Source organism: Erwinia mallotivora, from assembly GCF_000590885.1.
Classification (GTDB): Bacteria; Pseudomonadota; Gammaproteobacteria; order Enterobacterales; family Enterobacteriaceae; genus Erwinia; species Erwinia mallotivora.
The window spans coordinates 18261-39588 of record NZ_JFHN01000042.1 but is presented as its reverse complement, the minus strand read 5'-3'; the positions used below and the strand labels follow the sequence as shown (position 1 = coordinate 39588).

Below are 21328 nucleotides of genomic sequence, written 5' to 3'. Positions count from 1 at the left end.
TTCTGTCAGCCTCATTCCCGACCTTTTTATTGTGGCGATCAGGGCATCAGCTGCGGATTTCGACAATAATCTCTGCCTTTCCCCGATTTTTATCTGTAATTTTTTCCCGCAACAAACTGATCTGAAACAACCTTTCTACTTTCGCCCTGCAACCTTTTTCATTGGTTTTCGCAGTCTGAACGACTATAATGCGCAACGTTGTTTCACATGAATGGTTTCAGCGAATGCTTGATCCTTTTACAATATTGATAGCTCATTGCGTTGCGCTATATTGCGTTCGCACTGAAACCGCGTTACAACTTCCTCTGCACGCTTTTCTACTGTCACCCGTTCTTATTCTGTATCGCCGTTCAGGCAAAAAATTCTCTCCCGGCGCGACACACCAGGCTCCGGAACCGCGTTTTCCAATCCATCATAACTTAACAGATAACTCGTCATGAAAAAGACCAAGATTGTTTGTACCATCGGACCAAAAACCGAATCGGAAGAAATGCTCACCAGCCTGCTTGATGCAGGCATGAACGTAATGCGTCTGAACTTCTCTCACGGTGATTATGAAGAGCATGGCAAACGCATTGCGAATCTCCGCGCCGTGATGGCTAAAACCTCACACCAGGCCGCTATCCTGCTGGATACCAAAGGTCCTGAAATCCGTACCATGAAACTGGAAGGTGGCAATGATGTCACACTGAAAGCAGGTCAGACCTTTACTTTCACCACCGATCAGACGGTAACAGGTAATCATGAGCGCGTGGCGGTCACCTACCCCGGTTTTGCCTCCGATTTGAAAATTGGTAACACCGTGCTGGTTGACGACGGTCTGATTGGCATGGAAGTCATTGTGGTCAGCGAAACTACCGTCGTATGCAAAGTGCTTAACAACGGTGATCTGGGTGAAAACAAAGGGGTGAATCTGCCTGGCGTTTCCATTCAGCTGCCGGCACTGGCTGAAAAAGACAAACGTGACCTGATTTTCGGTTGCGAGCAGGGCGTTGATTTTGTTGCCGCATCTTTTATCCGTAAACGTTCTGACGTGCTGGAAATTCGTGAGCACCTGAAACAGCACGGCGGCGAACATATTCAGATTATTTCCAAAATTGAAAACCAGGAAGGTCTGAACAATTTTGATGAAATTCTGGACGCCTCCGACGGCATCATGGTTGCCCGTGGTGACCTGGGTGTGGAGATCCCGGTAGAAGAGGTCATCTTCGCCCAGAAAATGATGATCAAAAAATGTAACCGCGCTCGCAAAGTGGTGATCACCGCTACGCAGATGCTGGATTCTATGATCAAAAACCCTCGCCCTACCCGCGCTGAAGCTGGCGATGTGGCTAACGCCATCCTTGATGGCACCGATGCCGTTATGTTGTCAGGTGAAAGCGCCAAAGGGAAATATCCACTGGAGTCGGTGACCATCATGGCCACCATTTGTGAACGCACCGATCGTGTTATGAAAAGCCGGATTGATTCTCAGCACGACAATCGGAAAATGCGTATCACCGAGGCGGTGTGCCGTGGCGCAGTAGAGACAGCGGAAAATCTGGAAGCCCCTCTGATTGTGGTGGCAACCGAAGGTGGAAAATCTGCCAAGTCTGTACGTAAATATTTTCCTGGTGCCACTATCCTTGCACTGACCACCAATGAACTGACAGCACGTCAGCTGATCCTCAGTAAAGGGATTATTGCCAGCGTGGTGAAAGAAATTGCCTCTACCGACGATTTCTACCGTCTGGGTAAAGAAGCTGCCGTTGCCAGCGGCTATGCGCAAAAAGGTGATGTGGTGGTGATGGTTTCAGGCGCTCTTGTCCCGAGCGGAACAACCAACACTGCTTCTGTTCATTTGCTGTAAGGCAGATTATTACAGATTGTCATAAATCAAGCGCCCGTCGTGGCGCTTTTTCAATTTCTGAAAAAACCAGATTGCAGATAAAAATAAGCGCTGCAACCCGTCTAAAAATTCAGACTGGCCCGATTAAAATCAGCTGTTTTCGCTTAAAATTTTGCCGAAAATGTGAAAGGCGATGCTTCTTTGAGCGAACGATCAAATTTCATGGGCTTCTTACTAAAATTTATTCTCTTTAGAAAAAACTTTGTGTAATACTTGTAACGCTACATGGAGATTAACTCAATCTAGAGGGTATTAATAATGAATCGTACTAAACTGGTACTGGGCGCGGTAATTCTGGGTTCAACTCTGCTGGCTGGTTGCTCAAGCAACGCTAAAATCGACCAGCTGTCTACCGACGTTCAGACTCTGAACGCTAAAGTTGACCAGCTGAGCAACGACGTGAACGCAATGCGTTCTGACGTTCAGGCTGCTAAAGATGACGCAGCTCGTGCTAACCAGCGTCTGGACAACCAGGCTCACTCTTACCGTAAGTAAGAGCTCTGGTACTGAAAATGGCGCACAATGTGCGCCATTTTTTTTCCTGTTTTTTCCTGCTTTCTGTCAGCTAAATGTTAGGAAGGCGTCAAATCCGGTTCTGCTGCTTTTAATTCGCCATCTTAAAGACCGTATAAGCGTCCTGAATCCCCTTGAGCAGTGGCGATGACCTTTCGGCATACCACCACACACACGGGACATCTGAACTGGCCTGTTCGTAGCCCCCACCGCTGAAAACGCTTTTATACCCGCCATGAATAAATCGGCTTAACCTGAGGCAGCTCAGTGCTCAGCTCACTACAGAGATAACGGTCAGGCTCTGCTCTGCGCCTTCTCACGGCCCTCTTCGAATTGTTAGTAGAAAACCTTTAAATCGCCCCACCATCTCATCCGGACGATGATTGTAGCCTTCAGAACTGAAATCTATGTCGGTGGCGAACTCAGGTGCGTAGAGAGGGTTTGTTCGGATGTCGCGTATCACGACAGAAACTCCCCACCAGCAAGGCGGGAAGTCTGAAGGGGAAATAGGGTAAGTTAGTGTGCGCTGAGTGCCTGAGCTTTAAAACGAATGGCACGGATCATCGCTTCCAGCCCCTGAGAACGGGAAGGTGTCAGATGCTGGCTAAGCGCCAGTTGATCAAACCAGGGGCGGACGTCAAATGCCAGAATCTCGGTCGGCGTCATCTGCTGATAAAGAATAAAGACGATGGCAATCAGTCCTTTAACAATTGCTGCATCGCTGTCTCCCTGAAGCACAACGCGATTTTCCTGATCCACATCCATCAGGATCCATACCTGGCTCTGACAACCTGAGATGGTATTTTCCGCAGAGTGTGATGATTCAGCCAGTTCGGGCAATAACGCACCCAGCTCAATGATATAGAGATATTTCTCTTCCCAGTCAGCGCAACGGCCAAAGTTACGAACCAGTTTTTCTTTCTCTGGCAGACGTGCCATTTTTCCTCCTCTGCTGCCAGGCTCAGCCCAGCAGACGATGTATGCGTGTCAGGCCGGCCGCCAGGCGGTCAGCCTCTTCTTCGCTATTATACAGAACAAAGGAGGCGCGGCACATTGCCGGGACGCCATAGTGATTCATTAACGGCATGGCACAGTGGTGACCGGTGCGAATGGCAAGACCGTAACGGTCGAGAAAGCTACCCACATCATATGCATGATGTTGACCGAGGTTAAATGCAATGACCCCTGCTCTGGCCTGCGGGCCATAGATGTGTAAATCGGGCACCTCTGCCAGTCGCTCCATCGCGTAGCGCATTAACACCTGTTCACGCTGCCGGATAGCCTCCAGACCCAGTTCACTGACCCAGTGCAGAGCCGCTCCCAGACCGATAATTCCAGCGGTATTGGGCGAACCGGCTTCAAAACGCCACGGTGCGGCCGCATAAGTCGTGCCTTCGGTCAGGCTGACCGTGGCGATCATTGAGCCACCGCCTTCCCAGGGTGGCATCTGGTCAAGTACGGCTTTACGACCATAAAGAATGCCAATTCCGGACGGGCCATAAATTTTATGCCCGGAGAAGGCATAAAAATCACAGCCCAACGCCTGGACATCCACCTTTTCATGCATCACCGCCTGCGCGCCATCAATCAGCGTGGCCACACCAGCCGCTTTGGCATACGCCACCAGCTCTTTGACCGGGTTGACCGTGCCCAACACATTTGAAACATGAGTGACCGCCAGCATCCGGGTACGGCTGTCGATGAGTGTCGGCAGCGCTGAAAGATCCAGTTCACCCGTTTCCGTCAGAGGAATAAAACGCACTTCAGCACCGGTACGCTGTGCAACCATCTGCCAGGGTACGATATTCGCGTGATGTTCCATCGCGGTAATCAGGATATTATCGCCCGGCTGCAACTGGCTGCCACCCCAACTGCTGGCTACCAGGTTAATCGCTTCAGTGGTCCCTTTGACAAACACGATCTCTTCCGCCGAGGCCGCGTTGAGAAACGTGGCAGCCTGCTCACGCACATTTTCCATCTCTGTGGTGGCTTCTGCACTGAGAGTATGGATCCCACGGTGAACGGCGGCATAGCCATGCTGATAGAAGCGGCTCTCCGCATCTGTCACCGCCTGTGGCTTCTGAGCACTGGCCGCGCTGTCCAGATAAGCCAGCGGCTGACCATTCACTTCCCGCGATAAGATGGGGAATTGCGCCCTGATGCTCGCCAGGTCAAAACTCATTTAATGCCTCCGGGGAAACGCTGTGCAATACGCTGCATCACCGCTTCCTTCAGTACTTCATCGGTAATCGCTTCGGTTAATTCTGCGGCAAAAGCATAGATGATCATGCGCTGAGCAGACGCTTCGCTGATACCACGGGCGCGCAGATAAAACATCTGCTCATCGTCAATACGGCCAATGGTCGCACCGTGACTACATTTGACATCATCAGCGTAGATTTCCAGCTGCGGTTTGGTGTCCACCTCTGCCAGACGACCCAGCAGCAGGTTGTTGTTGGTCATCTGTCCGTCGGTTTTCAGCGCATACTTTGCCACTTTGATATGGCCGTTGAACACCGCGCGGGCCTTATCGCGCACGATGGTTTTATGCATCTGACGGCTCAGGCAGTGGCCTTTGTTATGCTCCAGATAGGTGCGGCTGTCACAAACCTCTTTCTCTACCGGTAGCATCAGACTGTTGATCCCCAGCTCGCTGCCTTCACCATTCAACTGCACGCTGGTGTTATGACGAGCGAGGCCGCTGCCAAGCAGGAAGCTGTCGCTTTGTACCCTGGCGTCACGTCCGATCACCATGTCATTGTGCGAGAAGTGATAGCTGCTGCTGTGTTCAAAAGCCAGCTTGTAGTGGTTCAGCCTGGCGTTATTACCGACGCTGGCGGTAAAGCGTGCGCCGGTAAAGTGCCCGGTTTCATTAAGGCTGACGTAGTGTTCAACCACCGTTGCCTGCGCGCCATCATCCAGTTGCAAATGATGACGATAATGCGAGGTATTCATTTCCGACTGATGGCTGCCGCTGCTGATGTGAAGTATGTACAGCGTGCGTTCAGCGGTTTTACCACGCGCCAGATGGATGGTGGTGACCTCTTCCGCCAGGCTTTCCGTCAGATGTAAAAACACCTCTGGCTGCACTGGCGCACTCAGTTCACGGCGTTCTGCCGCATGGGAAACCTGAATATCAAAGGGCGCAAAGACGTTATCACTCAGACCGGCATTAAAGCGGCCATCAACAAACACCATTTTTAACGCATCAATATTCAGCGCCACTGCCGCAACATCTGCGGCAGTAAGGCTGGCGGCAGTCGGCAGGACGAAATGCTGAGACAACAGCCCTTCCAGCGGCGTGTATTTCCAGTTCTCATGCTTGCGGGTCGGCAATCCCAGGCGCAGCACCTGCTGCCAGTGCTTTTGCGCCTGTAATGAGCGATGCTCCCCACTGCTCTCAAACAGATGGTGCCACTGTTGCAGGGCGTTATCACTACTCCTGGTCGGTAAGCCAGCCATAGCCTTGCTCCTCCAGTTGTTTCACCAGCGTGAAGTCGCCGGACTTGACGATTTTGCCCTGATATAACACATGGACGAAGTCAGGCTTGATGTAATCCAGAATACGTTGGTAGTGAGTCACAATGATAAATGCCCGTTTACCGTCGCGCAGGGTGTTAACCCCACCGGCAACAATTTTCAGCGCATCAATATCCAGGCCGGAGTCGGTTTCATCCAGAATGCACAACTCAGGTTCCAGCGCAGCCATCTGAAGGATGTCATTACGTTTTTTCTCACCGCCAGAAAAACCAACATTCACCGAGCGGGTCAGTAAGTCTTCCGGCATTTTCAGCAGATGGATTTTATCTTCGATAAAGTCCTGGAAATCGAACCGGTCCAGCTCTTCCTGGTCACGGTATTTACGCACCGCATTGACCGCTGTTTGCAGGAAGAACTGATTGCTTACGCCAGGAATTTCGACCGGGTACTGAAAGGCCATAAAGATGCCTTCACCGGCACGATCTTCCGGCGCAAGTTCCAACAGATCTTTACCCTTAAAGCTGACTGAACCGCCGGTAATTTCATACTCTTCGCGACCAGCGAGGGTGGCCGACAGGGTACTTTTTCCGGAGCCATTGGGTCCCATAATGGCATGTACCTCGCCCGGCTTAACCTCAAGATTCAGCCCGCGCAGGATCGCTTTATCTTCAATACTTACCTGTAAATCTTTAATACTTAACATAGTGTTTCCCGGGCAATACCTTGCGGTATTGCACTGAATAATCATATGCGTGGCGCTTAACCGACGCTGTGTTCAAGGCTGATTGCCAGCAATTTTTGCGCTTCAACCGCAAATTCCAGCGGTAGCTCAGAGAAAACGTCTTTACAGAAACCGTTTACAATCATGGAAATAGCATCATCTTCACTGATACCGCGTTGCAGGCAATAAAACAGCTGATCCTCACCGATTCGCGATGTGGTCGCTTCATGTTCCAGTTGCGCCGTATTGTTGCGCGCTTCCACGTAAGGGAATGTATGAGCACCACATTCCGCGCCAATCAGCATCGAGTCGCACTGAGTGAAGTTACGGGCGTTGGTGGCGGTGGGCATAATTTTCACCAACCCACGATAGGTATTCTGGCTTTTCCCGGCCGAAATCCCTTTTGAGATGATGGTGGATTTGGTGTTTTTGCCAATGTGGATCATCTTGGTGCCGGTATCAGCCTGCTGGTGACCACTGGTCAGTGCCACGGAGAAGAACTCACCGATTGAGTTGTCTCCACGCAGAATAACGCTGGGGTATTTCCAGGTGATGGCCGAGCCCGTTTCAGACTGCGTCCACGACATCTTACTGTTCTCACCTTCGCACAGCGCGCGTTTGGTGACGAAGTTAAGAATTCCGCCTTCAGATTCACCGCCGGAAAACCAGTTCTGCACCGTGGAATATTTCACTTCGGCATCTTTATGAATAATGACCTCAACCACTGCCGCATGCAGCTGATAGCTGTCACGGACGGGCGCAGAACACCCTTCAATGTAGCTGACGTAACTGCCTTCATCAGCGATCAGGATAGTACGTTCAAACTGACCGGTTTTCGCCGCGTTAATACGGAAATAGGTCGACAGCTCCATCGGACAACGCACCCCTTTCGGGATGTAAACAAAGGTACCGTCTGAAGCCACCGCAGAGTTCAGCGCAGCAAAAAAGTTATCGTTGGCCGGAACCACGGTACCCAGATACTGTTTTACCAGCTCCGGATGGTCGTGGATCGCCTCGCTGAAGGAACAGAAAATAATCCCCTGCTCTGCCAGTTTGCCACGGTAGGTGGTGGAGACTGATACTGAGTCAAAAATAGCATCGACAGCCACTTCCTGACCTTCACGAACCGGTACGCCCAACTGTTTGAAAGCGTTCTCTACTTCTTCAGTCAGGTAGTCAGGAGCCTGAGCACCAGAAGTCTGCTCGGCACCAGGTTCAGACGCGCAACTGTCATCACAGTTACCACAGGAGGGCGCTGAATAGTAGCTGTAGTCCTGATAGTTCAGTGATTTATAGTTAGCTTTTAGCCAGTGCGGCTCTTCCATCTCCAGCCAGGCTGCATACGCTTTCAGGCGGAAATCCAGCATCCACTCGGGCTCGTTACGTTTTGCCGAGATAGCACGCACCACGTCTTCGCTGATGCCGTGGTCAAACTGTTCGGTCTGCAACTGGGTAAAGAAACCTTCTTTGTACTTCTGATGGTTTCCTTCCCAGACCTGCACATCGTCTGATGTATCAGTGTTTCGGGACATAAATTTTACTCAACGCCAAAGCTCTCACCACAGCCACAGGCGTGTTGAGCTTTAGGATTATTAAATTTGAAGATCTGATTCAGGCCTTCACGAACGAAATCGACCTCGGTTCCGTCAATAAAAGGCATTGCCTGCAAGGGCACAAACAGTGATGCCCCCTGGTGTGTAAAGACCAGGTCATCCCCTTCTGGTTGTTTGATTAAATCCATTGTATAACCAAAACCAGCACAACCGGAGGTTTTAACCCCCAGCCTTAGCCCCTTCACTTCCGGATCACCCGCTGCCAGAGAGATAATCTGTCTGGCAGCACTGTCGGTAAGCGTCAGACCTTTCCAGACATAGTCGTCAGGAGAAAAAGAAGCAGTCGTTGCTGATGGCATAACTTTACCTCGCGAGTCGATAGCCCTGCGGGCTAATACCCCTATGTTAGTGATAATGATTGTCTCTTCAACCTCTTGTTTTGCAGGGATTAAGGCCAGGTGACGATTTTCAGGCCTTTTTACAGCCGCAAAACCGCTAAAGAGGGCGGCGATCTGTATCGCGAAGAGATTTAACGAAATTGTAACACACTGAAAAACCGACAGTAAATATTGGCTGTCCATCGCCAATCACGAATAATACTTATTTTAACTTATCAGGTGGGGTCACGTATCGTTATTACCAATTTATCTGAGAGGCAGCATGAATGGATAAAATTTCTTCTTGCTGAGATTGAATAATGCCACAGCTAATATATGATAATGATTATCATTAACGTGAGTGAGTTCCCTGATGAATCTGTCGATGAATGCATGGCTGCAACACAAGATTGATGAATACAAATTTTCCATCCGTGATATCACTGTCGACTTCTACATGGCCGAAGCCAGGCTGAACCGCCCGGACTGTTCGCCGGAACAACTGCGTAAGTTCAACGATACCTGCCTGGATATGGCGGAACTTTGTCAGCTTAATGGTGACGATCACAGCTATCTCCACGCGATGGGGAAACTGCATCATCGCCTGCTTCAGGAGCTGGGCAACAATGAGCGCGACCGCCTGTTTCGTATGCAGGCATGGCAGCTGGCGCGTAATTCGCTGACCCGTCTGTGTCACCAGCTGGCGATGAACGGTGAATGGGAGAAAGCCACTGTACTGCAAAGCGATTTCGTCAGACATGCCTCGTGGATTATGTGACGGCAGCCCTTATTTTGCCACCATCACCGTGGTGGTCAGGCGCGAGGTGCAACATAAGCGCTGCTGCGCGTCAAAGATATCAGTTTGCCACACCTGGTGTGAGCGCCCCAGATGTACGGCACGGCACACGCCACGTACCAGCCCTTCCCTCACTGCCCGCAGATGGCTGGCGTTGACCTCAACACCCACAATGTAGTCATCCCCTGTGGTGCAGAGGTATCCGGCGACCGATCCCAGGGTTTCCGCCAGTACCACCGATGCCCCGCCGTGAAGCAGCCCAAAGGGCTGACGGGTGCGATGGTCAACGGGCATGGTCGCTTCCAGTGAATCCTCATTGAGGGCAACAAATTCAATACCAAGCCTGGACACCAGTGTCCCCTGACCAAGCTGGTTTAACTGTTGCAGCGACTGACTGCGGTGCCAGACTGCCATCAGATCAGCTCCAGCAGTGCCTGAAGGGGATGCCGCATTCCGTTACCCTCGATGCGTTTAACCTGACTGCGACAGGAATAGCCGGTCGCCAGACAGCGGCGACGTGGCAATTTCTGTAACGCCTGATGCCATGAGAGCTCATAGATACCCAGCGAGTTACGCAGATTTTTTACTTCATGCCCATAGGTTCCGGCCATACCACAACAGCCGACGCTGATAGTTTCCAGTTTTGCCCCAAACCGGGCAAAAATGCCCTGCCACTGCCTGCCTGACGCCGGGAGCGCCGTCGCCTCGGTGCAGTGTCCGAACAGATACCAGGCCTCACCGCTCTGGCTACCTTCAGGCAGTGCCGTGGCAGGAAGTATCTGCTGCAACCACTCATGGACCAGTTGAACATGAAAGTTGCCTCTTTTGTCCGCCAGAATTTCCCGGTATTCATCGCGATAGCAGAGCACCAGCGCCGGATCTACGCCGACCATTGGCAGCTCCAGTCCGGCAACCCGATTAAGAAAATCGGCGGTCTTTTGCGCAGTGCGGGCAAAGCGTTGCAAAAATCCTTTAATGTGCTGCGCCTTCCCATTGGGCGAGAACGGTAATACCACCGGCTGATAGCCCAGCTTCTCAATCAGTAAAACAAAATCACTCACCAGCTGCGCTTCGTAATAACTGGTAAAAGGATCCTGCACCACCAGCACGTGACGCTGGCGCTGATCGGCGCTCATCCTTTCGAGCTGTTCCAGCGTGGTGGTCATTGCCCGCTGCCCGGCCAGCTGTTGGCGTAGCGTGGGTGAAGAAAGCAGCGGCAGGTCAACCATACCTATCCGATTTTCACTGAGCCTGTGCACCAGTGGCTGGCGCATAAAGAAATTGAAAAATCCGGGCGCTCTGGCCATCAGCGGTGCATAACTCTCGACGGAGGCAACCAGATAGTCCCGCGCCGGACGCAGATAGCGGGTGTGATAAAGTTGCAGAAAGCGTGAACGAAAGCCGGGCACATCGATTTTAATCGGACACTGTGTTGAGCAGGCTTTGCAGGCCAGACAACCGGACATGGCCTCTTTCACCTCATGCGAAAAGTCATACTCTCCGCGACGGGCATACCAGCTGTTCCGGGTGCGCTCAATCAGCGTTCGCAGGCTGAGCTTCGCTTCCGGCAAACGTTTTTCCAGTTCCAGCGGATCCACCCCCTGCTCCGCCAGCAGGCGCAACCATTCACGCGTCAGGGTAGCCCGGCCTTTGGGGGAATGGATGCGGTCACCGGTAATCTTCATCGACGGACACATCGGGCTGCGCACGTCAAAATTGAAGCAGAGTCCGTTACCATTGCACTCCATCGCCCCGCGCCAGTCTGTTCGCACGCTGACCGGGATCTGGCGATCCCAGCTCCCTCGTTTCACCGCATCCACCGTCATCATTGGCCGATCCTGACCAAAAGGCGCACAAATTTTTCCCGGATTCAGACGGTTGCCCGGATCAAAAGCCGCCTTGATGCGGCGTAAATCGTTATATAACTCTTCGCCAAAAAAGGCCGGGCTGTATTCAGCACGAAAACCTTTGCCATGTTCTCCCCATAACAGGCCGCCGTATCGCGCGGTCAGGGCCACCACCTCGTCAGAAATCTGCTTCATCAGCATCTCCTGCTGCGGGTCGCACATGTCCAGGGCTGGTCGCACATGCAGCACGCCCGCATCGACATGGCCAAACATACCGTAGCTGAGATTATGGCTGTCGAGCAGTGCCCGAAACTCAACAATGTAGTCAGCCAGATGTTCAGGAGGGACGCAGGTATCCTCAACAAAAGGGATCGGTTTGGCGCGCCCTTTGGCATTGCCCAGCAGACCCACGGCTTTTTTTCGCATGGCGTAAATTCGCTCAATACCATCAAGATCATCGCAAAGCTGATAGCCAATGATCCCTGCCTCTCTGGCCGCCAGCAGCGTATCCAGCTGCTGACACAATGCGCCAATCTGCTCTTCAATCAGCTCCCGGTCATCACCGGCAAACTCGACAATATTCAGGCCAAGCATGTCGTGGTCAGGCACATCGGTAATCAGCTCGCTGACTGAATGCCAGACGATATCTTCCCGCGCCAGATTCAGCACTTTTGAATCGACTGTCTCGACCGACAGTGCCTTCGCCGCCACCATAAAGGGAGCGCTGCGCAGCGCGGAATCAAATGAATCGTATTTGATGTTAACCAGACGTCGTACTTTGGGAATGGGGGTGATGTCCAGTTTTGCTTCGGTAATAAATGCCAGCGTGCCCTCTGCACCACAAAGAAGGCGGGTCAAATCGACCTGCTGCATATCATCGCTGATAACATGGCGCAAATCGTAACCGGTGAGAAACCGGTTCAGTTTAGGGAATTTTTCCACAATCAGCTGGCGGCGGTCGCGGCAACGTTCCAGCACGGTGCGATAGATGTTTCCTTCGTTGTTCTGCCCCTCAGCCAGCTGTTCCGCCAGCATCATCGGTACAGCGCGGGTATCCAGAATATCGCCCCCCGGCAGCACCGCGCGCAAGCCAATCACATGGTCCGACGTTTTACCGTATACCAGCGATCCCTGCCCTGAGGCATCGGTATTAATCATCCCGCCCAGCGTTGCCCGGTTGCTGGTGGACAGCTCAGGTGAGAAGAAATAACCGTAAGGCTTAAGATAAGCATTGAGCTGATCTTTAATCACCCCCGCTTCTACCTTTACCCTGCCCTGCTCAACGTTAATGTCGATAATTCTGTTCATATGCCGGGACATATCCACCACAATGCCGCGGTTCAACGACTGTCCGTTAGTGCCGGTGCCACCCCCACGCGGAGTGAACACCAGACTGAGGAAACGGGGCTCTGCCGCGAGCCGGGCAATCAGGGTGACATCTGCCGTGGAACGGGGGAACAGCACGGCATCGGGAAGCAACTGATAAATACTGTTGTCGGTGGACATGGTGAGACGGTCGGCGTAGCTGGTTGCAGTATCGCCGGTGAAACCCTGCTGTTTCAGCGCCTGCAAAAAATCCAGCACCAGCTGAACAAGGCCGGGTGCCTGAGAAATCTGTGGGATCATTATCGGGTGACCAAAATGTTGTGTATAACGAATGCTCTCTGGCAAAAGTTTTATCACATTTTTTATGACCTGTCGCGATTTCAAAAAATCCAGCAAAAAGAATCTCGTGCCGTTTCTGTTGAAAATGCGTTTAATACACCATGCTCAGGATGCCGGGTCATTCATTCTTTTTTCCGTACCTGACCACCCGCTTTACGCTTTTTATCTGAGGTTAATGTTGCTACATGAAGAATGTTCATAATGAATGGGATCTGCTGCAAATCGTCTTTTCCCTGCTGTTTATCACGCTGCTGATCGTCGCATCTTTCTGGGTGGTCCAGCCTTTCGTGCTTGGCTTCGCCTGGGCGAGCATGGTGGTGATTGCCACCTGGCCGTTGATGATCAGAATTCAGGGATGGTTGTGGGGGCGGCGTTCGCTGGCGGTAGTGGCGATGACCTTTATCCTGCTGCTGCTGTTTATTATTCCGGTTTCGTTGCTGGTTAACAGTCTGATTGAAAACAGCGGCCCGGTAGTAGCATGGCTTACCTCAAGGCACCTGGAACTGCCAGAACTGGACTGGCTGAGAAGCATTCCGCTGGTGGGTAAAAAGCTCTCTTCCTTCTATCACAAACTGGCCCTGGGCGGTGGCAGTGCGCTGCTAGCCAGCGTGCAGCCCTATCTGGGCAGAACCAGTGGCTTTCTGTTTGCTCAGGCCGGGCACTTTGGTCGCTTTATGATGCATCTGGCGCTGATGCTGCTGTTCAGCGTGTTACTTTTCTGGCGTGGCGAACAGGTGGGCCAGGGGATCCGCCATTTTGCCTACCGCCTGGCGTCACGCCGGGGAGATGCTGCGGTACTGCTGGCTGGTCAGGCGATTCGTGCGGTGGCGCTGGGTGTGGTGGTCACGGCGCTGGTACAGGGGGTGCTGGGCGGCATTGGGCTGGCGATCTGTGGCATTCCCTATGCCGCTGTGCTGACCGTAGTAATGATTTTTTCCTGCCTGGTACAGTTGGGTCCCCTGGTGGTGCTGATCCCGGCGATTATCTGGCTTTACTGGAGTGGTGACACCACCTGGGGCACCGTGCTGGTGGTATGGAGCTGCGTGGTAGGCACTCTGGATAATGTGTTGCGCCCGATGCTTATTCGTATGGGGGCCGACCTGCCCTTGATCCTGATCCTGTCAGGGGTCATCGGAGGGCTGGTTGCCTTTGGGATGATTGGGCTGTTTATCGGACCGGTGGTGCTGGCCGTCTCGTATCGACTGATTTTTGTCTGGATACATGAAACGCCGCCACCGGGAGAGGATCCCCATCAGGTTGTGGAAGAGCTGGCCGACTTTGAGTCGGAACACCGCCAGTAAGATTCGCCATGCGGCTGGCCTGACTGGCCGCAACTTCGGCACCCTTGATCAGTTTTTTCCTAATTTTGTTAAGTATTTTTTACCAGAAAAAAGCTGATTTTCCTCTGAACGCTTCTTTTATGTCACATCCGGCTACTTTTTATCCACCTGCGTTCGTTACCCCTGATTATTTGCCCGACAAAATATTATCGCGCTTAAACTAATAAGAGGATTCTTAATGACTCAGTCTGCCTCGCTGAATAGTATAAACCCACATGTTTACAGCCAATGTGCTGATTTATAAACAACGTTTTCCCCCTGATATAGTAAAGAATTGCTGTGTGTAGTCTTTGCCCATCCCATGTGATGGGCTTTTTTTTGCTTATTATTCAGAAAAATCGAGATAATCTGATCTGAAGCCATTTTATTGATGCTCAGGGTTTCAGACTGTGGTCGTCGCGCATCGTCGTTTTATATCAAGCAGGCAGGCAAGAGGCTTTAATCCTGTACTGACGGCACAGGAGATGCATCCGGCAATCAGAATGGCAGGTTGCTGTTACAGCCTGAAGTAAAAAACCCCAACCGCTGACCTTCCAGCTTTTGGGGTTTGATTCAGATGGCAGGACTTTGTTAATTATCTGACATGGACCTTTAAGGCATATCTGCCAGACTCAGCCAGGTTTGCACCACGGTGTCCGGATTAAGAGACAGACTGTCGATGCCCTCCTCCATCAACCATGCCGCAAAGTCCTGGTGATCGGACGGCCCCTGACCACAAATTCCCACATACTTGCCCTGTTTTTTTGCCGCTTTAATCGCCATTGATAACAGTGCTTTCACCGCATCATTGCGCTCATCAAACAGTTCCGATACCACGCCGGAATCACGGTCCAGCCCAAGAGTCAGTTGCGTCATATCATTGGAGCCGATAGAAAAACCGTCAAAGTATTGCAGGAACTGATCTGCCAGCAGCGCATTCGAAGGGATCTCACACATCATAATCAGCTTAAGCCCGTTCTCACCGCGTTTCAGGCCCTGAGCCGCCAGCTCATCCACCACGGCTTTTGCCTGGGCGACCGTGCGAACAAAGGGCACCATAATTTCAACATTCGTCAGCCCCATGTCGTTACGCACACGCTTCACAGCGGCGCATTCCAGAGCAAAGCAGTCGCGGAAACTGTCAGCCACGTACCGCCCGGCACCCCGGAAGCCCAGCATCGGGTTTTCTTCTTCAGGCTCATAATGCTCGCCGCCCACCAGATTGGCGTACTCATTGGTTTTGAAATCGGAGAGACGCACTATCACCCGCTTTGGCGCAAAGGCCGCGCCCAGGGTGGCAATCCCCTCGGTGAGACGCGCAATATAAAATTCGACTGGGTCGTCAAAGCCTTTCATCAGGGCGCGGATTTGTTGCTGCAATTCTGGCGTCTGCTTGTCGAACTCCAGCAGTGCCCTGGGATGCACGCCGATCATCCGGTTGATGATAAATTCCAGCCGGGCTAAACCAACACCTTCATTGGGTAAGCAGGCGAAATCAAATGCACGGTCCGGATTCCCGACATTCATCATGATTTTCAGCGGCAGGCCGGGCATCTCATCAACCTGCGAGCTTTTCACCTCAAAATCCAGCAGGTCGTCATAGACGTAGCCGGTATCGCCTTCGGCACAGGAGACGGTCACCTTATGTCCTTCCTGAATCCGTGAGGTAGCATCACCGCAGCCCACCACCGCCGGGATCCCCAGCTCACGGGCAATGATAGCCGCATGGCAGGTTCGCCCACCGCGATTGGTAACGATGGCTGCGGCTTTCTTCATGATCGGCTCCCAGTCGGGATCGGTCATATCGGTGACCAGCACGTCGCCTTTTTCGATGCGGTTCATTTCACTGATATCATGAATGACCTTCACCGTACCGGCACCAATCCGATGGCCGATGGCCCGACCTTCCACCACCACTTTGCCCTGTCCCTGAAGCGTGTAGCGCTCCATCACCTGGCCGTTAGAACGAACCGTTTCCGGACGCGCCTGCACGATATAAAGCTTGCCGGTATGACCGTCTTTTGCCCACTCGATATCCATCGGGCGCTGGTAATGCTTTTCAATCTGCATGGCCTGTGCCGCCAGGGCTTCGACCTCTTTATCACTCAGACAGAAGCGGTCACGTTCCGCTTCCGGAACCTCTTCTGTCGTGACCTGCTCACCATGCTGCCGGGAATCGGCATAGACCATCCGAATCTTTTTTGAACCCATATTACGGCGTACGATTGCCGGTCGTCCTGAGGCAAGGGTAGGCTTGTGGACGTAAAACTCATCCGGATTGACCGCGCCCTGAACCACCATTTCGCCCAGACCGTAAGCGGCAGTGATAAACACCACCTGATCAAAACCGGATTCTGTGTCGATGGTAAACATCACCCCGGCTGCGCCGACGTCGGAACGCACCATCCGTTGCACACCAGCCGATAACGCCACGCCACGATGGTCATAGCCCTGATGCACCCGATATGAAATAGCCCGGTCATTAAACAGAGAGGCGAACACGTGTTTTACTGCTACCAGCACGGCATCAAAGCCCTGCACGTTAAGAAAGGTTTCCTGCTGTCCGGCAAAGGACGCATCGGGCATATCTTCTGCTGTGGCTGAGGAGCGCACGGCAAAAGAAGCGTCAGGATCGTCTGAGGAGAGCTGTTGATACGCGCCGCGAATGGCCTGCTCCAGCTCCGGCTGGAAAGGGGTATCCACAATCCACTGGCGAATCTGTTTGCCGGCTTTCGCCAGTTGGTCAACATCATCAATATCCGTGTTATCCAGCAAATCATGGATACGCTGATTGACGCCGCTCTGGTCGAGGAACTGATTAAATGCCGCTGAAGTCGTGGCAAAACCATTGGGAACGTCAACACCAAGCGAGGAGAGGTTTGTGATCATTTCACCCAGAGACGCATTTTTGCCTCCCACCCGATCAACATCGTTCATACCGAGCTGGTCATACCAAAGCACAAGCGGCAGGTCACCTTTACTGGACATGAATTCAATCCTTTTCAAATTTAATTAGCAATATGCGAATAAACTGACGCTCGTTGAGCCTGGCACATCCAGGCTGATGAATAAAACTGTTGAATCGATCAAGCGGGTGAAAAAAACACTTTTAAGAAAACTCCGCCTGCCACTGCCCTGACGCACGCGCAAAATAATAATATAAATCCTTATATTTCAATGTTATGTGATTTTATGATTTTTTATCTGTGCCACAGGCCAGCAGACGCGGGAATAATGCCTGATTAGAATGTTTTTCCGCTTCATACCTGTTTTTATCAATACTTTCCGGAAACGATATTTCATTTTTAACAACAGGAGATAATTAGTTTCAGTAAAAAGAAAAAACAGCGCTGATAAATAAATATTCCGTTCATTACCCTATACTGTGACCCGGTTTGGTCATTATGACGTTAATATCAGTGTCAGCCACAGCCTGACCGGAGACAAAAATGGACATAAACAGCGAGAGAAGTGTTTTTTATATCTCAGACGGAACGGCAATCACTGCTGAAGTGCTGGGACATGCGGTGCTGTCGCAGTTTCCGGTCAGCATCAACAGCGTCACCTTACCCTTTGTCGAGAATGTGCAGCGTGCGCAGGCGGTCAGGGCGCAGATCAATGCCCTTTATCAGCAGAGTGGCATTCGTCCCCTGGTCTTTTTTTCGATTGTTATGCCTGAGATCCGTGACATCATTCTGCAAAGTGACGGTTTCTGTCAGGATATCGTACAGTCCCTGGTGGCCCCCCTGCAGCAGGAGTTGGGGATTGAACCTGCGCCGGTAGCCAATCGTACTCATGGTCTGACCGCCGGTAACCTGGGGAAATATGATGCGCGTATCGCGGCTATCGATTACACGCTGGCACATGACGATGGCATCTCATTAAGAGGACTGGAAGCCTCTCAGGTCATCCTGCTGGGCGTGTCGCGCTGCGGCAAAACGCCTACCAGCCTCTATCTGGCCATGCAGTTTGGTATCCGGGCCGCCAACTATCCGTTTATCGCTGACGATATGGATAATCTTAAACTGCCACCTGCCCTGAAACCTTTTCAGCACAAACTTTTTGGTCTGACTATCGATCCGGAACGGCTCTCCGCTATCCGCCAGGAGCGGGCAGAAAATACCCGCTACGCTTCGCTGAGGCAGTGTCGTCTGGAGGTCGGGGAAGTCGAAGCCCTGTTCCGCACTCACCAGATACGCTATCTGAACAGCACCAACTATTCGGTGGAAGAGATAGCCACCAAAATTCTCGACATTATGGGCCTGACCCGCAAAATGTACTGAAACCGTCATCAGCGGCAGCGTTATTGCGCTGTATTTTGCCCTCTGTTTGTTATATCCGCTGACACAGCGAATGGTTTCCGTTTGAAATCACCGCTGATTAGTTTATGGTGAGCCATCACTTCCCGGTACTCCTGCCGCTGCGAAGAAATCCATTTCAGAGCGAAGAATGAACAAAACAGATGAACTGCGGACCGCGCGCATCGCCAGTCTGGTTACGCCCGATGAACTGTCACAGCGCTACCCCATCACCGCGCAAATCGCACGCAATGTTACCGATTCCCGCCAGCGTATTGCCCGAATTCTTTCAGGTGAAGATAAACGTTTGCTGGTGATCATCGGCCCCTGTTCCCTGCATGATCCCCAGGCTGCCCTGGAGTATGCGGGCAGATTGCAGGCGATGCGGGAAAAACACCAGTCGCGGCTGGAAATCGTCATGCGCACCTACTTTGAGAAGCCCCGTACCGTCGTGGGCTGGAAAGGTCTGATTTCCGATCCCTGCCTTGACGGCACCTTCCGCGTGAATGAGGGGCTGGCGACGGCACGACAACTGTTGCTGGAGATCAATGCGCTGGGGATGCCTACCGCGACTGAGTTTCTTGATATGGTGGTGGGTCAGTTTATCGCCGATCTGATCAGTTGGGGAGCCATCGGGGCGCGCACCACTGAAAGCCAAATCCACCGTGAAATGGCTTCCGCGCTCTCCTGCCCGGTGGGCTTTAAAAACGGCACGGATGGCAACATTCAGATTGCCGTGGATGCCATCCGGGCATCCCGCGTCAGCCATCTTTTTTTGTCGCCGGATAAACATGGTCAGATGACCATTTATCAGACCAGCGGTAATCCGTCCGGCCATGTGATTATGCGCGGCGGTAAACAGCCCAACTATCATCCGCAGGATATCGCCGATGCAACAGACTGCCTGCGCCAGTTCAGGCTGCCGGAAAAACTGGTCATCGACTTCAGTCATGGCAACTGCCTGAAACAGCATCAGTTGCAAAAAGAGGTTGCGCGCGCTGTTGCACAGCAAATCCGCGAAGGTTCACGAGCCATCGCCGGGGTGATGATTGAGAGTTTCCTGCAGGAAGGCACGCAGAAAGTGGAGGCCGGAAAACCTCTGACTTACGGTCAGTCGATCACCGACCCCTGCCTGGGCTGGGAAGAGAGCGAAGCCGTGTTGGATCTGCTGGCTGATGCGGTTGCCGCACGAGGCTGATGACGCAGGACGCTGAAACAGCAGGCCAACGCGGCAAATGATGCCGCCCGTTGCCACAGCAATCCTCAGAGGGATGCGGTTGCAACGGCTGGCCTGTTCCTTTATCCCTCCCGGACCGCCAGGCGCTAGACCCTGAAGGTTGCCACCACACCCCGCAACGCGTGTGCCTGCTCCGACAAAGACTGTGATGCTGAAGAGGACTCCTCAACCAGCGCCGCATTGTTCTGGGTGACGCCATCCATCTGGCTGACCGCGATGCTGACCTGAGATATTCCCTGCATCTGCTCAGAAGAGGCCAGTGAGATCTCATCCATCGCATCAGCCAGTTCACCGACCATGCCCACCACGGAGAGAATACTCTGGCAGGTGCCACTGGCTACCGTCACGCCATTGCCTACCTGATCCACCGTATGTTCAATCAGGGCCTTGATCTCTTTCGCCGCCGTGGCGCTGCGCTGGGCCAGCGTTCTGACCTCCCCTGCCACCACGGCGAAGCCGCGACCACCTTCACCCGCCCGTGCTGCTTCCACCGCCGCATTCAAAGCCAGAATATTGGTCTGAAAAGCGATGCTTTCGATAACGCCGGTAATGTCACGAATTTTTTTAGCACTGTGTGAAATGTCATGCATGGTTTCAGACATCCGCTGTACGTCAGCTTCCCCGGCACGGGCCAGGGTAGCGGTTTCACGGGCCGTTCCTGCGGTTTCGTGCGCACCTGCGGTATTACTTTTTACCGTTGCCGTCAGCTGTTCCATACTGGCCGCCGTTTCCTGCAGGGCCGCGGCCTGTTGCTCTGTACGGGATGAAAGTTCTGTATTGCCCTGCGCAATCTCGTCGGCGGCCAGCGCCACGTTAGATGAGGTATCTTTGATTTGCACCACCAGCTCACGCAGGCGATTCTGCATCGCCGCCAGAGAAGCTAACAGGCTGCTCCGGTCGTTTTTTCGTAGTGCAAGCGTGAGCGTAAGATCGCCATCGGCAATGGCCGCCGCCAGCGCCTGAGCCTGCGCGGGCTCCCCACCCAACTGGCGCATCAGCTGTCGTACAATCAGATAGCCGGTGGCAACCGACAGCAGCACCGAAAAAGCCGCCAGAATAATCAGCACCAGCGATGAGCGGCCAATTGACTGGCTGTTATTTTCCAGCGCCGCGCGACTGTTCTCCATCTGTAGCGTCGTCATTGCATCAATCTCGTCCAGCAACACGCGCTGCACGGGCCTGACCGTATTCATCAGAAAATCGGTCGCCTCTTTCTGGCGGTTTTGCAGGCCAAGCTGTGCAGCCTGGTCCATCACCGCCAGCACATTCTGCTCGTTTTGTAACACTTTTGAGAAAGCAGCACGACCTGACTCATCCTGTTCGGATTGCATCATTTCCGCCAGCGACTCACGGTTGTGAATATACTGTGCTTTCATGGCGGTAAGGCGCTGCCATTCCTGTTGCATCCCTTTGACATCCGACAACAGGGCAATATTTCTCACCACCACTGACATATCTCTCAGCCCGCCACGCATATTGAGCACCAGCTGGTATTTCTTCATTTTCACATTCAGCGCATCTTCCATCCCCCTGCGCGCATCAGAAAATGACTTAAGGGAAACCAGGGTACAGATGATAAACAGCATGATAAGCAAACCAAAACCGATGGTCAGGCGTGTTGAAATTTTCATTGG

The 21328-nt window shown here is 52.6% G+C and carries 16 protein-coding genes and 1 other RNA gene; 7 read left to right on the top strand and 10 right to left on the bottom strand.

Annotated elements, in window-relative coordinates:
* Nucleotides 1–436: 436 nt before the first annotated feature.
* Nucleotides 437–1849, top strand: a complete 1413-nt coding sequence (gene pykF / locus BG55_RS07755; protein ID WP_034936183.1) for a pyruvate kinase PykF — start codon at nucleotides 437–439, stop codon at nucleotides 1847–1849.
* 297 nt (nucleotides 1850–2146) lie between these two features.
* Entirely contained in the window at nucleotides 2147–2383 is a 237-nt protein-coding gene (locus BG55_RS07750; protein WP_013201929.1) for a major outer membrane lipoprotein, read from the top strand.
* 534 nt (nucleotides 2384–2917) lie between these two features.
* Here the strand turns inward: BG55_RS07750 and sufE are convergent.
* From sufE to sufA, 6 genes are read right to left on the bottom strand one after another with little or no spacing between them, the layout of a single operon-like run.
* Complete coding sequence (sufE, locus tag BG55_RS07745; protein ID WP_034936180.1) at nucleotides 2918–3340, bottom strand: cysteine desulfuration protein SufE; 423 nt, start codon at nucleotides 3338–3340, stop codon at nucleotides 2918–2920.
* 22 nt (nucleotides 3341–3362) lie between these two features.
* Nucleotides 3363–4583 carry a cysteine desulfurase SufS gene (gene sufS / locus BG55_RS07740; protein ID WP_034936179.1) on the bottom strand — a complete coding sequence of 407 codons (1221 nt, stop codon included), beginning with the start codon at nucleotides 4581–4583 and terminating at the stop codon, nucleotides 3363–3365.
* Entirely contained in the window at nucleotides 4580–5863 is a 1284-nt protein-coding gene (sufD, locus tag BG55_RS07735; RefSeq protein ID WP_034936177.1) for a Fe-S cluster assembly protein SufD, read from the bottom strand. Before sufD ends, sufS begins: the two co-directional genes overlap by 4 nt.
* Nucleotides 5838–6584: a Fe-S cluster assembly ATPase SufC gene (gene sufC, locus BG55_RS07730; RefSeq protein WP_034936175.1), complete on the bottom strand. Its 747-nt coding sequence runs from the start codon at nucleotides 6582–6584 to the stop codon at nucleotides 5838–5840. Before sufC ends, sufD begins: the two co-directional genes overlap by 26 nt.
* 56 nt (nucleotides 6585–6640) lie before the next feature.
* Entirely contained in the window at nucleotides 6641–8134 is a 1494-nt protein-coding gene (sufB, locus tag BG55_RS07725) for a Fe-S cluster assembly protein SufB (RefSeq protein ID WP_034936173.1), read from the bottom strand.
* 5 nt (nucleotides 8135–8139) lie between these two features.
* The gene (gene sufA, locus BG55_RS07720) at nucleotides 8140–8514 is read right to left on the bottom strand and encodes a Fe-S cluster assembly scaffold SufA (protein ID WP_034936171.1); all 375 of its coding nucleotides are present in this window, start codon (nucleotides 8512–8514) and stop codon (nucleotides 8140–8142) included.
* A 391-nt stretch (nucleotides 8515–8905) separates the two neighbouring features.
* Here sufA and BG55_RS07715 point away from each other — a divergent pair, with 391 nt between their 5' ends.
* Entirely contained in the window at nucleotides 8906–9310 is a 405-nt protein-coding gene (locus BG55_RS07715) for a hypothetical protein (protein WP_034936168.1), read from the top strand.
* 9 nt (nucleotides 9311–9319) lie between these two features.
* On the opposite strand, the gene BG55_RS07710 is transcribed toward BG55_RS07715, so the two are convergent.
* Nucleotides 9320–9742 (bottom strand): hotdog fold thioesterase, encoded by a 423-nt coding sequence (locus tag BG55_RS07710; RefSeq protein ID WP_034936165.1) that lies wholly within the window; start codon nucleotides 9740–9742, stop codon nucleotides 9320–9322.
* Nucleotides 9742–12801, bottom strand: a complete 3060-nt coding sequence (gene ydiJ / locus BG55_RS07705; protein ID WP_034936307.1) for a D-2-hydroxyglutarate dehydrogenase YdiJ — start codon at nucleotides 12799–12801, stop codon at nucleotides 9742–9744. Before ydiJ ends, BG55_RS07710 begins: the two co-directional genes overlap by 1 nt.
* A gap of 224 nt (nucleotides 12802–13025) precedes the next feature.
* Between ydiJ and ydiK the strand changes: the two genes are divergently transcribed.
* Together ydiK and rprA are read left to right on the top strand one after the other, a co-directional pair.
* Entirely contained in the window at nucleotides 13026–14141 is a 1116-nt protein-coding gene (ydiK, locus tag BG55_RS07700; protein WP_034936163.1) for an AI-2E family transporter YdiK, read from the top strand.
* A 260-nt stretch (nucleotides 14142–14401) separates the two neighbouring features.
* Nucleotides 14402–14502, top strand: an RNA gene (rprA, locus tag BG55_RS21815) — antisense sRNA RprA.
* A 269-nt stretch (nucleotides 14503–14771) separates the two neighbouring features.
* Here rprA and ppsA read toward each other — a convergent pair.
* The gene (gene ppsA, locus BG55_RS07695; protein WP_034936160.1) at nucleotides 14772–17147 is read right to left on the bottom strand and encodes a phosphoenolpyruvate synthase; all 2376 of its coding nucleotides are present in this window, start codon (nucleotides 17145–17147) and stop codon (nucleotides 14772–14774) included.
* 461 nt (nucleotides 17148–17608) lie between these two features.
* Here ppsA and ppsR point away from each other — a divergent pair, with 461 nt between their 5' ends.
* The gene (gene ppsR / locus BG55_RS07690) at nucleotides 17609–18442 is read left to right on the top strand and encodes a posphoenolpyruvate synthetase regulatory kinase/phosphorylase PpsR (protein ID WP_034936159.1); all 834 of its coding nucleotides are present in this window, start codon (nucleotides 17609–17611) and stop codon (nucleotides 18440–18442) included.
* Nucleotides 18443–18608: 166 nt separating this feature from the next.
* Complete coding sequence (locus BG55_RS07685; RefSeq protein ID WP_034936157.1) at nucleotides 18609–19655, top strand: 3-deoxy-7-phosphoheptulonate synthase; 1047 nt, start codon at nucleotides 18609–18611, stop codon at nucleotides 19653–19655.
* A gap of 125 nt (nucleotides 19656–19780) precedes the next feature.
* On the opposite strand, the gene BG55_RS07680 is transcribed toward BG55_RS07685, so the two are convergent.
* Nucleotides 19781–21325 (bottom strand): methyl-accepting chemotaxis protein, encoded by a 1545-nt coding sequence (locus tag BG55_RS07680; RefSeq protein ID WP_034936155.1) that lies wholly within the window; start codon nucleotides 21323–21325, stop codon nucleotides 19781–19783.
* Nucleotides 21326–21328: the final 3 nt, after the last annotated feature.

Bases quoted from the DNA above. Each gene is read 5' to 3' on its own strand.
- pykF (WP_034936183.1), top strand. From the start codon at position 437: ATGAAAAAGACCAAGATTGTTTGTACCATCGGACCAAAAACCGAATCG.
- BG55_RS07750 (WP_013201929.1), top strand. From the start codon at position 2,147: ATGAATCGTACTAAACTGGTACTGGGCGCGGTAATTCTGGGTTCAACT.
- sufE (WP_034936180.1), bottom strand. From the start codon at position 3,340: ATGGCACGTCTGCCAGAGAAAGAAAAACTGGTTCGTAACTTTGGCCGT.
- sufS (WP_034936179.1), bottom strand. From the start codon at position 4,583: ATGAGTTTTGACCTGGCGAGCATCAGGGCGCAATTCCCCATCTTATCG.
- sufD (WP_034936177.1), bottom strand. From the start codon at position 5,863: ATGGCTGGCTTACCGACCAGGAGTAGTGATAACGCCCTGCAACAGTGG.
- sufC (WP_034936175.1), bottom strand. From the start codon at position 6,584: ATGTTAAGTATTAAAGATTTACAGGTAAGTATTGAAGATAAAGCGATC.
- sufB (WP_034936173.1), bottom strand. From the start codon at position 8,134: ATGTCCCGAAACACTGATACATCAGACGATGTGCAGGTCTGGGAAGGA.
- sufA (WP_034936171.1), bottom strand. From the start codon at position 8,514: ATGCCATCAGCAACGACTGCTTCTTTTTCTCCTGACGACTATGTCTGG.
- BG55_RS07715 (WP_034936168.1), top strand. From the start codon at position 8,906: ATGAATCTGTCGATGAATGCATGGCTGCAACACAAGATTGATGAATAC.
- BG55_RS07710 (WP_034936165.1), bottom strand. From the start codon at position 9,742: ATGGCAGTCTGGCACCGCAGTCAGTCGCTGCAACAGTTAAACCAGCTT.
- ydiJ (WP_034936307.1), bottom strand. From the start codon at position 12,801: ATGATCCCACAGATTTCTCAGGCACCCGGCCTTGTTCAGCTGGTGCTG.
- ydiK (WP_034936163.1), top strand. From the start codon at position 13,026: ATGAAGAATGTTCATAATGAATGGGATCTGCTGCAAATCGTCTTTTCC.
- ppsA (WP_034936160.1), bottom strand. From the start codon at position 17,147: ATGTCCAGTAAAGGTGACCTGCCGCTTGTGCTTTGGTATGACCAGCTC.
- ppsR (WP_034936159.1), top strand. From the start codon at position 17,609: ATGGACATAAACAGCGAGAGAAGTGTTTTTTATATCTCAGACGGAACG.
- BG55_RS07685 (WP_034936157.1), top strand. From the start codon at position 18,609: ATGAACAAAACAGATGAACTGCGGACCGCGCGCATCGCCAGTCTGGTT.
- BG55_RS07680 (WP_034936155.1), bottom strand. From the start codon at position 21,325: ATGAAAATTTCAACACGCCTGACCATCGGTTTTGGTTTGCTTATCATG.